This window comes from Enterococcus saccharolyticus subsp. saccharolyticus, from assembly GCF_029023825.1.
GTDB classification, from domain to species: domain Bacteria; phylum Bacillota; class Bacilli; order Lactobacillales; family Enterococcaceae; genus Enterococcus_F; species Enterococcus_F saccharolyticus.
Genome location: NZ_CP118957.1, coordinates 1,075,104 through 1,089,292, shown reverse-complemented (window position 1 = coordinate 1,089,292; position 14,189 = coordinate 1,075,104). Strand labels below are relative to the sequence as shown.

The window sequence follows — 14,189 nt, the reverse complement described above, 5'->3', positions numbered from 1 at the left end:
AATTTGCCTCCTGTTCAACTAAGCTTTTAATTCTAATATAGTGTCACGTAAAGTAGCTGCTTTTTCAAAGTCTAATGCTTTGGCAGCTTCTTTCATTTCTTTTTCTAATTTTAAGAGTAGTAATTCTTTTTCTTCTTTCGATAACTCTTCATAAGAATGAATATCATAATCTGCTACTTCTTCAGCTACTTTCGAAATAGAAATCAAATCACGAATTTCTTTAATGATTGTTTTTGGTACAATCCCATGTTCCAGATTGTATGCTTCTTGAATGCTACGACGTCGAGACGTTTCATCAATCGCTCGTTGCATTGAATCAGTCATCTTATCTGCATACATAATGACTTTCCCTTCTGCATTCCGAGCAGCTCGGCCGATTGTTTGGACTAATGAGCGTTCGCTACGTAGAAATCCTTCTTTATCGGCATCTAAAATAGCCACTAATGAAACTTCAGGAACATCTAATCCTTCACGAAGTAAATTAATTCCCACTAATACGTCAAATTCACCTAGACGTAAATCACGAATAATTTCAGTCCGTTCTAACGTTTTAATATCACTATGCAGATATTTCACTTTAATTCCTAATTCTTTGAAATAATCTGTTAAGTCTTCTGACATTTTCTTCGTTAAAGTGGTAACAAAAACGCGCTCATTTTTCTCGACACGTTCATTAATTTCACCAACTAAATCATCAATTTGCCCCATAATTGGACGGACTTCAATCACTGGATCTAACAAACCAGTTGGACGAATAATTTGTTGAACCACATCATCCGTTTGTTCGTGTTCGTAAGGTCCAGGTGTAGCAGAAACATAAATAATTTGATTCACATGCTCTTCAAATTCGGTCAATTGTAACGGACGGTTATCTAAAGCGGAAGGCAAGCGAAACCCATAATCGACTAACATTTGTTTCCTTGCTCTATCGCCATTGTACATCCCTCTAATTTGTGGCATCGTAACATGCGATTCATCGATAACAATCAAATAATCTTTCGGAAAGAAATCGAGCAACGTATAAGGCGGTTCTCCTTCATGTCGTCCATCCATATGACGAGAGTAGTTTTCAATACCAGATGTGTACCCCATCTCACGCAACATCTCGATGTCATAATTTGTCCGTTGTTCCAAGCGTTGTGCTTCTAGCAACTGATTATTCTCTTTTAAAATGGCTAAGCGCATATCTAACTCTTGTTGAATAGAAGCAATCGCATGTTCCATATGATCACTATCGGTTAAAAAGTGCGTTGCTGGGAAAATCGACACGTGCTCGGTTTCTCCTAAAACTTCTCCTGTTAATGCGTCTACTTCTCGAATACGATCAATTTCATCGCCAAAAAATTCGACACGTAACGCACGTTCATCACGCGAAGCTGGGAAAATTTCTACCACATCACCACGGACACGAAAACGACCACGTTGGAAATCAATGTCATTTCTTTCAAATTGAATATCAATCAATGAACGTAACAATTCATCACGGCTAATTTCCATTCCCACACGGACAGAAACAACTTGTTTTTGATATTCCATTGGTGACCCCAAACCAAAAATACACGACACTGATGCAACAACTATTACATCGTTGCGTTCTAACAATGCACTGGTTGCAGAATGTCGCAGCTTATCAATTTCATCATTAATACTGGAATCTTTTTCAATATAGGTGTCACTTGAAGGAACATAGGCTTCCGGTTGATAGTAATCATAATAACTAACAAAATACTCTACCGCATTCGTTGGAAAAAATTCTTTAAATTCGCCATATAATTGGCCAGCTAATGTTTTATTATGCGCAATAATCAACGTTGGTTTATTTACATTTTTGATAACATTTGAAATTGTGTACGTTTTACCTGTACCGGTCGCACCTAGTAAAATTTGTGCTTTTTTGTTTGCTTGCACGCCTTCCGTCAATTCTCTAATCGCTTCTGGCTGATCTCCTGCAGGTTGATAGTTGGAGACTAATTCAAAATGATGAGTAGTATCTCTTTCAATCATAAATTGCATGCCTTCTTTCTTCTTTAAGCGTCTTAAAACAAACACCATCTACTTTTATTATTTTAACACAGCGAACATACTTTCGCTATTTTTTATAACTTTTCCCCAATAAAACCATGAAATATTGATATTTCTCACACTTAATGTCAGAAACAAAGATATTTTTTCGCAAATTTCGGCTATTTTCTTGCCTAGTATAAAAGCTTTGATATATAATTTTGTAATATCTGACACTTAGGAGGAATTATTTAATATGAAAAGAAAAACTCTATTCATTTCATTATTTTCGTTTGTTATGACGTTATTCTTTTTTGCAAGCACAACTACATTTGCTGCAGAAAAAACGTATAAAATAGGGACAGATGTCACATTTGCACCTTTTGAATTTCAAAACGAAAAAAATCAATACGTTGGGATTGACATCGATTTATTGCACGCTATCGCTGACGATCAAGATTTTGACGTTGATTTGCGCCCTCTTGGGTTCGATTCATCTGTACAAGGAGTACAATCAAATCAACTTGATGCAATGATTGCTGGGATGAGTATTACAGATGAGCGTAAAAAAAGCTTTGATTTTTCAGATCCATATTTTGATAGTGGGATTCAAATGGCTGTAAAAGCTGACAACAAAGACATCACTTCCTTGGATGATTTAAAAGGAAAAACAGTTGGTGCTAAAGTTGGGACAGAAAGTGCAACTTTCTTAGAAGACAACAAAGAAAAATATGATTTTGATATCAAAAATTACGATGATGCAACTGGTTTATATGGTGCTGTTAAAAATGGAACAGCCGTTGCAATTTTTGATGACTATCCCGTTTTAGGTTATGCCATCAATCAAGGGGAACAATTAAAATTAATTGGTGAACCTCAAGCTGGTAATTCCTATGGTTTCGCTGTTAAAAAAGGTGAAAACAAAGAATTATTGGACAAATTCAATGCTGGACTAAAGAAAATGAAAGAATCTGGCGAATACGATAAAATTGTCGCAAAATATATCACATCTGGTTCGGAAGAAAAAGCTGCCTCTGGTGAGATGAAAAAAATTGAACCGAAAAAAGATGTCTATGTCATTGCCAGTGACTCTGCCTTTGCGCCATTTGAGTTTCAAGATGAAAACAATCAATACATTGGGATTGACGTTGATTTACTAAACCGTGCCGCTGAATTACAAGGATTTACTATTAAATTTAATCACATTGGTTTCTCTGGTGCTGTTCAAGCCGTTGAAGGCAATCAAGCAGAAGGTATGATTGCAGGAATGTCAATCACCGATCAACGAAAAGAATCATTTGATTTTTCAGAGCCTTACTTTGAAAGTGGAATTCAACTAGCAGTGAAAACTGGAACAACAGGCATCGCTTCTTATGAAGATTTAGATAGTAAAACAGTTGGTGCTAAAGTTGGGACAGAGAGTGCTGACTTCTTAGAAAAAAATAAAGACAACTATGGTTATAAAATTAAGTATTATGATGCAGCCGATCAATTATATGATGCTGTTCGTGTAGGAGCAATTGATGCCTTAATGGATGATTATCCAGTCATTGGTTATGCGATTGCACAAGGTCAAGAACTAGAAACACCAATCGAACGTGAAACAGGTGGCGAGTACGGGTTTGCCGTTAAAAAAGGCCAAAATCCTGAATTACTAGAAATGTTTAACGAAGCTTTAGCTGAAATGAAACGTACTGGGGAATATGATGAAATTGTTTCTCGCTACATTCAAGATGGTAAAAAAGCTGAAAGTAGTGTCAATGAATCAACCTTTATGGGATTAATCAAAAACAATTATAAAGTCTTACTAACAGGACTTGGTAAAACAATTGGTTTAGCATTAATTTCCTTTGCATTAGCTTTAGTTGTGGGGATTATCTTTGGATTATTCAGTGTCGCACCTATCAAAGGTTTACGTATCTTTGCTTCAATCTATGTCGATGTGATTCGTGGTATTCCAATGATGGTATTGGCATTCTTTATCTTCTTTGGTTTATCTGATGCGATTGGTGTAACAATTCCCGACTTCGCAGCTGGGGTCATTACGTTAACCTTAAATGCAAGTGCGTATATTGCAGAAATTGTCCGTGGTGGGATTAACGCCGTACCAAAAGGACAAATGGAAGCTTCTCGAAGCTTAGGTCTTTCTTATACTCGTACAATGCAAAAAATCATTTTACCACAAGCTATTCGTATTATGATTCCATCTTTCGTTAACCAATTTGTTATTTCATTAAAAGATACAACAATTATTTCTGTTATCGGTGTGGTTGAATTACTCCAAACTGGTAAAATTATCGTGGCAAGAACAATGCAAAGTACGTATGTTTACTTAATCATTGCAATCATGTACTTGATTGTGATTACGGCTTTAACTAAACTTGCTAAAGTGTTAGAAAAGAAGGTGAACTAAGATGAAAGAAAAAATTCTTGTTGAAAATCTCGTAAAAAAATATGGAGATAATACTGTTTTAAATAATGTCAGCACTTCAATTAAAGAGGGTGACGTCGTTTGTATCATCGGTCCTTCTGGTTCTGGTAAATCTACATTCTTACGTTGTTTAAACCGCTTAGAAGAGCCTACAAGCGGCGATATCATCATTGATGGTGCACATTTAATGGATAAAACAACTAATATTAACCAAGTGCGTCAGCATATCGGTATGGTATTCCAGCACTTTAACTTGTTCCCTCATCTTTCCGTGCTAGAAAATATTATGTTAGCACCGATGGACTTAAAAGGTTCTCCAAAAAAAGAAGCCGAAGAACAAGCCACTAAACTACTTGAAACAGTTGGCTTAGCGGATAAGAAAAATATGTATCCCGATAATTTATCTGGGGGACAAAAACAACGTGTCGCAATTGCTCGTGCCTTAGCGATGAACCCAGATATCATGTTGTTTGACGAACCAACTTCAGCACTTGATCCAGAAATGGTTGGTGATGTATTAAACGTTATGAAAAAACTAGCGAAACAAGGGATGACGATGGTTATCGTTACGCATGAAATGGGCTTTGCGAAAGAAGTGGCAAATCGTGTCATGTTTATTGATGGCGGTAACTTCTTAGAAGACGGTACACCAGAACAAGTCTTCAACAACCCACAACATGAACGTACCCAAGATTTCTTAGACAAAGTATTAAATATCTAATAAAAAAGACGTCACATCTTTAAACGAATGTGACGTCTTTTTTCATCGTAATATTTCAATTAAATCTTTTTTCGCCGCTTCTGAAGCAGGTATGACTGAAAAGATAATGCCTATTCCACTAGAAACACCTACTGCTAACGCAATGGTAAAGAAATCAATTGATACAGAAACATCGATTAGAGAACCAATCAAATAAGCACATGCAATGCCGATAATATAGCCAATAATGCCGCCAACTAAAGTCAGCGTCACACCCTCTAAAAGAAATTGTAAACGAATCCAATTGCGAGTAGCACCTAATGCACGACGGATGCCAATTTCTTTGGTTCGTTCAGAAACAGAAATATACATCATACTCATCACCCCTACTCCCGCAATTAAGAGCGAAATACCTGCAACACAGGAAATGAATAACGTAATCGTTCCTAAAATTTGACTAATCCCATCTGTTAACAAGGCGGTATCAAAGACCACATATTCACCGAAATCTTCCATTGTTCCTTTTTCTTCTAATCGTTTAATTACATCCGTGGTTACTGTCGCAGGTGTTGCCTCATTTTCTAAAGTCACGACTAATGTTGAACTGGATGAATCATTTGTAAAGTAACGTTCATAAACTTTCTCTGGAATCGAAATATTACTTTCTGGCATGGAAAACATGACTAGAAAACAATCTATTTTTATAAAAAAGATGCATTAAAAAAGCACTAATCACTTTTACATGACTAGTGCTTTTTAATTATTTTTTCTTACCAAAGGCATCTTTCATTTTATCGAAAAAGCCTTCTGGTTGTTGTTCAATTGTTTGGTGTCCACTAACTTCAGCGAATTTACGTAATGCCTCTTTTTGACTTTCATTCAAGTTTCTCGGCGTAATTAATTTCACTGTTACTTGTTGGTCACCATTGCCATTGCCACGCAAACGAGGTGCACCTTTACCGCGTAGACGGAATTTTGTTCCTGTCTGGGTACCTGCAGGAATTTTTAGTTTTACTTCTCCGTGAACGGTTGGTACGTTTACTTCATCTCCTAAAGCAGCTTGGACAAAGTTTAATGGTAATTCATAATAAATTTCTGCGCCATCACGATCAAAGATATCACTTTCTTCTACATAGAAAATCACATATAAATCGCCGTAAGGTCCGCCATTAGTACCAGCTTCACCTTGACCAGCTAAACGCATTTGTTGGCCGTTTTCAACACCAGCAGGAACATTTACTTTCACACTGTGTGTTTTCTTTTCATGACCAGTTCCATGACAAGTCTCACAAACGTCTTTAATTTCTTTTCCGGTTCCATGACAAACATCACATGTTTGACGACTCATGACACGACCAAGTGGTGTTTGACGTTCGACATTAATCGTACCTGAACCATGACATTTATGACATGTTTCTGGCTGTGTACCTGGTTTCGCACCATTTCCGCTACACGTATGACATGTTTCATCACGTTTGTATTGAATATTTTTTTCTACACCGAAGATTGCTTCTTCAAATGTTAGGTTAATGGAATATTGTAAATCTTCTCCTTGACGTGGGGCGTTTGGATTTACTGTACGTCCGCCTCCACCAAAGAATGATTCAAAGATATCTTCAAAGCCGCCAAATCCACCAGCACTTGAGAAGCCGCCATTAAAACCACCGAAACCACCAGCGCCACCACCATAGTTTGGATCTGTACCAGCATGTCCATATTGATCATATGCTGCACGTTTTTGTGGGTCACTTAAAATTTCATATGCTTCTGAAACTTCTTTAAATTTCGTTTCAGCATCAGCTTCTTTATTAATGTCTGGATGATATTTTTTGGAAAGCTTACGATACGCTTTTTTGATTTCGTCGTCCGAAGCCCCTTTTTGTAAACCTAAGACTTCGTAATAATCACGTTTTGTTGCCATTGGCTTCCCTCCGTTTTCTTGCTTTTAACAGTCTTTCGTATTTTATCATAAAACCGAAAGAAGGAACATCCTTTTGAAAAAATCCGTTGAAAAAATGTTTCTTTTCATCTCTTCAATCCAGAAGAAAAAGCCAAAGCGGATGACTTTGGCTTTTTCACAAGTAACGAGCTTAGTCGTTATCTACTTCTTCAAAATCGGCATCAACCACATCATCTGCGCCACCTTGAGCAGCATTAGGATCTTGTTGTGCTTGTTGTTGAGCGGCTTGTTCATACAATTTAACTGTTAAGTTTTGTACGATTTCATTCAACGCATCACGTTTTGTCTTCATTTCTTCAATGTTGTTCGCTTCAACAGCAGCTTTTAATTCATCGCGTGCATCTTCAGCTTTTTTCACTTCATCTGCGTCAACTTTACCTTCTAATTCTTTCAATGTTTTATCAACAGTGAATAGTAAAGCATCCACATCGTTACGTAAATCTACTTCTTCTTTACGTGCTTTATCTGCTTCCGCATTTGCTTCAGCATCTTTCACCATACGTTCAATTTCATCATCTGATAAACCTGAAGAAGATTTAATTGTAATTGTTTGTTCTTTTTGTGTACCTAAATCTTTCGCAGAAACATTTACAATACCATTTTTATCGATATCAAATGTTACTTCGATTTGAGGAATTCCACGTGGTGCTGGTGGAATATCTGTTAATTGGAATCTTCCAAGAGTTTTGTTATCCGCAGCCATTGGACGTTCACCTTGTAATACATGAATATCTACTGCTGGTTGGTTATCAGCGGCTGTTGAGAATACTTGTGATTTACTTGTTGGAATAGTTGTATTACGATCGATTAATTTTGTAAATACGCCACCCATTGTTTCAATACCTAATGAAAGTGGAGTTACGTCAAGTAATACGACATCTTTCACATCACCAGTAATTACCCCACCTTGGATAGCAGCACCCATAGCTACTACTTCATCAGGGTTTACTGATTTGTTTGGTTCTTTGCCAGTTTCTTTGCGGACAGCTTCAACTACTGCAGGAATACGAGTAGAACCACCAACTAAGATTACTTCATCAATTTCAGATTGAGAAATACCTGCATCTTTTAATGCTTGACGTACTGGAACTTTTGTACGTTCTACTAAATCAGCAGTTAATTCATCAAATTTCGCACGAGTTAATGTTAATTCTAAGTGCAATGGACCAGCTTCACCAGCTGTAATAAATGGTAAGCTAATTTGTGTGCTTGTTACACCAGATAAGTCTTTTTTCGCTTTTTCAGCAGCATCTTTCAAACGTTGAACAGCCATTTTATCTTTACTTAAGTCAATGCCGTTTTCTTTTTTGAATTCTTCTACCATGTAGTCAATGATTTTGTTATCAAAGTCATCCCCACCAAGGTTATTATCACCTGCTGTTGATAATACGTCAAAGACACCATCACCTAATTCAAGGATTGATACGTCAAATGTACCACCACCAAGGTCAAATACTAAGACTTTTTCATCACGGTCAGTTTTATCTAAACCATAAGCTAAAGCTGCTGCAGTTGGTTCGTTGACAATACGTTCAACTTCTAAACCAGCAATTTTACCAGCGTCTTTTGTTGCTTGACGTTGTGAATCGTTAAAGTATGCAGGGACAGTGATAACTGCTTTCTCCACTTTTTCACCTAAATAATCTTCTGCAAAACCTTTGATGTATTGTAAGATCATTGCTGAGATTTCTTGTGGTGTATAAGATTTACCTTCTACATCTACTTTATAACCTGCTTCACCAATATGACGTTTAATTGATGAAATTGTGTTAGGGTTTGTCACTGCTTGACGTTTTGCTACTTCACCAACTTGAATTTCACCGTTTTTGAAAGACACAACAGATGGTGTTGTACGGTTTCCTTCTGGATTTGTAATAATTTTTGCTTCGCCGCCTTCTAATACAGAAACAGCTGAGTTTGTTGTACCTAAGTCAATACCAATAATTTTGCTCATATTAAAGATCTCCTTTGTTTGTATTCATTTCAATCAAATTATCAATTTTATTATTGTGCCACAACAACCATACTTGCACGCAACACACGATCATGTAATTTATAGCCTTTTTGTAAGACTTCAACAATCGTATCTGCTGGACAATCATCCGATGCAGGTACAGTCTGTACAGCTTGATGTAGATTTGGATCAAAAGCAACACCTGTCGCTGGAATTTCTTCGATTCCTTCTTCTTTTAATGCTTGGCGTAAACTTTCTAACACCATTTCCACACCTTTTTTCAAACTGACGCTTTGTTCATCAGTTACTTCACTATTCATCGCACGCTCTAGATTATCAATCACCGGTAATAATTTTTTACCTAAATCTTGCGAACGATATTTTTGCAACAATTCTCTTTCATTGCGATTACGATTTGTAATATTTGCGATTTCAGCGCGTGCACGTAAGAATTTGTCTTCAGTTTCTTCTAGTTGTTTTTTCAGTTCATCGACTTCAGAAACAACTTCTGTTTCTTCTGTAGATTCGTCTACTGTCGATTCTTCTACTTCATTTGTTTCCGTTACTTCTTCAGAAACTTTTTCTTTTTCTGACAATGGACTAACTTCCCTTCTATTTGAAATCATGCTATTGATTAACTAGCTAATTATCAGAATCTAATGATCGATAATAATTGGCTAAGGTTAAAGCTAATTCTTGGCGAAATACATCGATTAAACCAAACATTTTTGAATAAGGCATGCTAGTAGGCCCTAATAAAGCAATGGTTCCTTTTCCGTGTCCTTCAATATCATAACTTGCCTGAATCATACTCATATTATTCAATAGGTTATCGCCAAGTTCTGTCCCAATACGAATTTGTATGGCACCATCACGTGGAGCTAATAACTGATTTAAGTTTTCTGAGTTTTTCATAAAAGAATACATCGACTTAAATTGTTCCACATCTTGACTGTGTTCGAAATTCAATAAATTCATTCGTCCACCGACAAAAACCTTCTCTTCAAAAATATGATTTAGCATGCCATCAAATAAATCTAACACGCCATCAGTCGTTTGAAAATATTTATGCAGAATCATCGGAATTTCAGTTCGTAACCTATGATAAACATTCATGAGCGGTTGCCCGATTAATTTATCATTGATAATACGAACCATTTTTTCAAGGTCTTCACTACTTAAATTTTTAGGAATTGAAAAGATTTGACTTTCCACATTTCCTTTATCTGTGACAATAATTGCAATGATTTGGCGATTGTTTAAAGGAACAATTCGAAAACCAGTGAGTCTTCGATCCTTTACATCTGGTCCAAGTGACAATGCAGTATAACTTGTCAAGGTAGATAAAATATTCGCAGACTGTTGAATAATTTCATTAATCTCATGAAATTCTTTCCCAAAAGACTGACGAATCAGTGCAACTTCTCCGCTATCTACTTTCGAAGGTGTCAATAGGTGATCGACATAATACCGATAACCAGTCATTGAAGGAACTCGACCTGAAGAAGAATGTGTTTTTGCAAGCAGTCCATAATCTTCAAGCGTCTTCATCTCATTACGAATCGTCGCTGAACTTGCTTCGATGCCATCCTCCATTAATTTTTTCGAGCCAACTGGCTGGCCTAAATTTGTATAATTTTGGATGATCAGACGCAAGATATTTTCTTGTCTTTCTGTTAACAAATTTATCACCTCTTAATTAGCACTCTTATCTTCTAAGTGCTAACTACATGTATAAATATATCATATTTAAAATAGAAGTCAAGAAGAAACACTCAAATTTTAGCACTCTATCCATCAGAGTGCTAATTTCTTTTTTACACCAAAAAAGTCTTCTATATATCGTCTAGTTAATAAAGTATGGTACACTATTTGTCGAATACAATGGATCACAGAAATTGTGATAATGGAGGAAACACATTTATGTTTGAAGAAACACCCCGAGTGACAAATACATCGGCTTATATTCACATCCCCTTTTGCGAACACATCTGCTATTACTGCGATTTCAATAAAGTTTTTTTAGAAGGGCAACCTGTGGATGAATACATTCAATCTTTGCTAAAAGAAATTGAATTAACGCTACAACTTCATCCCACCGATTGTTCTGAAACTATTTATATTGGTGGAGGTACGCCTACTTCTTTATCCGCTGCCCAATTAGATGTTCTATTCACAGGAATTCATCGTTTACTCCCTACTAATACCACCAAAGAGTTTACAGTTGAAGCCAATCCTGGTGATTTAACAGAAGAAAAATTGCACGTAATGAAACATCATGGGGTGAATCGCTTATCGATGGGCGTACAAACCTTCAATAATCGCTTATTAAAAAAAATCGGTCGTAAACATACCGCTGAAGATGTCTATGAAACCATTCGTGTACTTGAAAAAAATCAATTTGATAATGTGAGTATTGATTTAATTTATGCGCTACCTGGACAAACACTCGAAGATTTTCGCGATACTTTACATCGAGCCATTGAATTAGGTTTACCTCATTATTCAATGTACTCGTTGATTTTAGAAAATAAAACACAATTTATGAACTGGGTGCGTCAAGGTCGATTAGAATTACCCTCGCAAGAAGTTGAGAGTAAAATGTTTGAAGAAGCCATTGAAGCTATGGAAAAAGCTGGACATTACCAATACGAAGTTAGTAACTTCGCTATTCCAGGGAAAGAATCCCAACACAATCTGGTCTATTGGAACAATGAAAATTATTACGGATTTGGTGCAGGCGCCAGTGGGTATTTAAAAAATGAGCGCTATAAAAATTTTGGACCGATTCAACATTATCTACGGCCATTACGTGAAAACAACTTGCCGATTGTTGAAACAGAACCATTAACGATTGACAATCAAATTGAAGAAGAAATGTTTTTAGGACTCCGTAAACGATCAGGAATTTCACAACAACACTTTGCTAGAAAATTTAATCGTTCATTCATGGATGTTTATGGAAACATTTTACCAGAATTAATCGAGAACAATTGGTTAGTTGTCGAAGATGATCGAATTCGGCTCACACAACAAGGACTGTTTATTGGGAATGAAGTTTTCGAAAAATTCTTACTACCGAAATAAAGTTATTCCTTTTTCATTTAATCTTTGTTAGAATGTAGCTAATTATGGCTCTACAAAGGGGAAAACAGATGATTAAAACTATTTTTTTTGATTTAGATGATACCTTATTATGGGATAAAAAAAGTATTAAAACGGCCTTTCAAGAAACTTGTAAAACTGTTGCATCACTTGATCCAGAAAGATTTGAAGAGGCCGTTAGACAAGAAGCAACAAAATTATACCAAAGCTATCCAACTTATCCATTCACACAAATGATTGGAATCAATCCTTTTGAAGGACTTTGGGGCACGTTTGATGATTCAGGTGTAGAATTCCAACAAATGCATCAATTAATCAACAAGTATCAAGTCGATGCTTGGACGAATGGTTTAAAAGCATGTGGTATTGACGATAAGGTGTTAGGTAAACAACTTGCGCAACAATTTGTCGTTGAACGTAAAAAACATCCATTTGTCTATTCAGAAACTTTTGCGGTGTTAGATCAATTAAAAGACAAGTATCAATTAGTATTAATCACCAATGGTTCACCTTCACTACAACGGACGAAATTAACTTTAACACCTGAGATTGCTCCTTATTTTACGCATATTATTATTTCAGGTGAGGTTGGTGTGGGTAAACCCGATTTGCAAATTTTTGAATTTGCACTAACCACAGCAGCGGTCGTACCACAAGAAGCCATTATGGTTGGCGATAATTTAATGACTGATATTTTAGGGGCGAATCGGACAGGAATCCCCAATATTTGGATTAACCATCACCAACAAACGCCCGAGACTGTGCAACCAACCCACGAAGTAGCTAGATTAGCGGAAATTTTACCGATTATTGAAAAATTGTAAATAATAAAATTGAAACTATTTTACTGTTAAAGAGACTTATCCATAGTCTCTTTTTTCTTTCTACTTACTAAAAAGAATTAAGAAAAACTAAAAAAAGCATTTTTCAGCTTTCTACCTACTCTAAATTGCGAATTATCCAGTATAGTATACTTATTAGGAGGTGCTTTTTATCTTAAAACGGATTTTTTATTTTCTCTGTCTCCTCGCTTTATTATTTTTCACACGTGCTTTTTGGTTGGATTTATTGACAGAAGGAACACAGCTTGTCCAACAATCTTTCTCTCAATTAATCACTAATGAGGAATCAACACCTCCTCCTTTAGATTTATCACAGCCAGAATCACAAACCTTTTCAGTTGGAAATGTTGAAATTGGTGCGACGAAGCAAGACGTTGAAGCAATGTATGGAACAGCACAAAGCCAAACACAAAATGAATATGGCACACAATGGGCAACTTACCATCAAAACTATCAAAATTTTTTAATGGTTGCTTATGACCAAGATAATACTGTTCGTGGCTTATTTACCAACCAAGAATTACTTTCTTCAACCCTTGATATTCATGTGGGGACAGACAAACAAACCATTCGCGAATTACTGGGCGAACCAGAAAGTGCCATTCGTAAAGGTCTCTACAATTATCTCATTAATAGTGAAGGCGAATATGATGTTTATCTTGTAGATAATAACTACATCACCTTCTTTTACGATTTACACGAAGGTGAACAAGTTACTGCCGTACAAATTATCGAAGAGCAATTAGAATTAAACAAAAATTATCTTTACGCAACTCAATCAACTGATTTGCAAACAGGTTTTGAGACACAATTGTTTGATTTAACTAATGCTTCTCGTGTCAAACGTGGGTTGTCTGTTTTAAATTGGTCCTCGGCAGCACAAGCAACCGGACGCAAGCATAGTAAAGATATGGCAGATAATAATTATTTTGACCATATTAATTTACAAGGAAAATCACCTTTCGATCGGATGAATGATGATCAGATTTCCTATACATTAGCAGGTGAAAATTTAGCTTATGGACAAGCAAGTAGTATTTTTGCACATCAAGGATTACTAAATTCAGAAGGGCATCGCAAGAATATTTTAAATAATGGGTTTGAAAATCTGGGAATTGGTGTTTCCTTCAATGAAGAAAATCAACCTTATTTTACAGAATTATTTTATAAATAAAAAGAGAGACGTCCATTCGAAT

Annotated in this window: 10 protein-coding genes and 1 pseudogene; 5 read left to right on the top strand and 6 right to left on the bottom strand. The window is 36.1% G+C overall.

The features are described from left to right. Positions 1 to 18: 18 nt before the first annotated feature. Positions 19 to 2,004, bottom strand: a complete 1,986-nt coding sequence (uvrB, locus tag PYW32_RS05670; protein WP_016175294.1) for an excinuclease ABC subunit UvrB — start codon at positions 2,002 to 2,004, stop codon at positions 19 to 21. Between the two features lie 253 nt (positions 2,005 to 2,257). Here uvrB and PYW32_RS05665 point away from each other — a divergent pair, with 253 nt between their 5' ends. After that, a complete protein-coding gene (locus PYW32_RS05665; protein WP_016175295.1) occupies positions 2,258 to 4,414 on the top strand; it encodes an amino acid ABC transporter substrate-binding protein/permease in 2,157 nt (718 codons plus the stop codon). Between the two features lies 1 nt (position 4,415). Then, on the top strand, positions 4,416 to 5,153 hold the full coding sequence (locus tag PYW32_RS05660; protein ID WP_016175296.1) for an amino acid ABC transporter ATP-binding protein: 738 nt from the start codon (positions 4,416 to 4,418) through the stop codon (positions 5,151 to 5,153). Between the two features lie 42 nt (positions 5,154 to 5,195). Here PYW32_RS05660 and PYW32_RS05655 read toward each other — a convergent pair. The 5 genes and pseudogenes from PYW32_RS05655 to hrcA all read right to left on the bottom strand — a co-directional run. Continuing rightward, positions 5,196 to 5,813, bottom strand: a pseudogene (locus PYW32_RS05655) (ABC transporter permease); the annotation flags it as partial. 79 nt (positions 5,814 to 5,892) lie between these two features. After that, on the bottom strand, positions 5,893 to 7,053 hold the full coding sequence (gene dnaJ / locus PYW32_RS05650) for a molecular chaperone DnaJ (protein ID WP_016175298.1): 1,161 nt from the start codon (positions 7,051 to 7,053) through the stop codon (positions 5,893 to 5,895). 169 nt (positions 7,054 to 7,222) lie between these two features. Continuing rightward, the gene (dnaK, locus tag PYW32_RS05645; RefSeq protein WP_016175299.1) at positions 7,223 to 9,046 is read right to left on the bottom strand and encodes a molecular chaperone DnaK; all 1,824 of its coding nucleotides are present in this window, start codon (positions 9,044 to 9,046) and stop codon (positions 7,223 to 7,225) included. A 50-nt stretch (positions 9,047 to 9,096) separates the two neighbouring features. Next, a complete protein-coding gene (gene grpE, locus PYW32_RS05640) occupies positions 9,097 to 9,672 on the bottom strand; it encodes a nucleotide exchange factor GrpE (RefSeq protein ID WP_051113384.1) in 576 nt (191 codons plus the stop codon). A gap of 16 nt (positions 9,673 to 9,688) precedes the next feature. Then, the gene (hrcA, locus tag PYW32_RS05635) at positions 9,689 to 10,729 is read right to left on the bottom strand and encodes a heat-inducible transcriptional repressor HrcA (RefSeq protein WP_016175301.1); all 1,041 of its coding nucleotides are present in this window, start codon (positions 10,727 to 10,729) and stop codon (positions 9,689 to 9,691) included. Positions 10,730 to 10,969: 240 nt separating this feature from the next. Here hrcA and hemW point away from each other — a divergent pair, with 240 nt between their 5' ends. The 3 genes from hemW (at position 10,970) to PYW32_RS05620 (ending at position 14,167) form a co-directional block, all read left to right on the top strand. Further along, on the top strand, positions 10,970 to 12,133 hold the full coding sequence (gene hemW / locus PYW32_RS05630; RefSeq protein WP_016175302.1) for a radical SAM family heme chaperone HemW: 1,164 nt from the start codon (positions 10,970 to 10,972) through the stop codon (positions 12,131 to 12,133). A 68-nt stretch (positions 12,134 to 12,201) separates the two neighbouring features. After that, positions 12,202 to 12,975, top strand: a complete 774-nt coding sequence (locus PYW32_RS05625; protein WP_016175303.1) for an HAD family hydrolase — start codon at positions 12,202 to 12,204, stop codon at positions 12,973 to 12,975. Positions 12,976 to 13,210: 235 nt separating this feature from the next. Next, positions 13,211 to 14,167 (top strand): CAP domain-containing protein, encoded by a 957-nt coding sequence (locus tag PYW32_RS05620; RefSeq protein ID WP_245558540.1) that lies wholly within the window; start codon positions 13,211 to 13,213, stop codon positions 14,165 to 14,167. Positions 14,168 to 14,189: the final 22 nt, after the last annotated feature.

Coding starts and splice junctions, on each gene's coding strand:
- uvrB (WP_016175294.1), bottom strand. CDS start 2,004: ATGATTGAAAGAGATACTACTCATCATTTTGAATTAGTCTCCAACTAT.
- PYW32_RS05665 (WP_016175295.1), top strand. CDS start 2,258: ATGAAAAGAAAAACTCTATTCATTTCATTATTTTCGTTTGTTATGACG.
- PYW32_RS05660 (WP_016175296.1), top strand. CDS start 4,416: ATGAAAGAAAAAATTCTTGTTGAAAATCTCGTAAAAAAATATGGAGAT.
- dnaJ (WP_016175298.1), bottom strand. CDS start 7,053: ATGGCAACAAAACGTGATTATTACGAAGTCTTAGGTTTACAAAAAGGG.
- dnaK (WP_016175299.1), bottom strand. CDS start 9,046: ATGAGCAAAATTATTGGTATTGACTTAGGTACAACAAACTCAGCTGTT.
- grpE (WP_051113384.1), bottom strand. CDS start 9,672: ATGATTTCAAATAGAAGGGAAGTTAGTCCATTGTCAGAAAAAGAAAAA.
- hemW (WP_016175302.1), top strand. CDS start 10,970: ATGTTTGAAGAAACACCCCGAGTGACAAATACATCGGCTTATATTCAC.
- PYW32_RS05625 (WP_016175303.1), top strand. CDS start 12,202: ATGATTAAAACTATTTTTTTTGATTTAGATGATACCTTATTATGGGAT.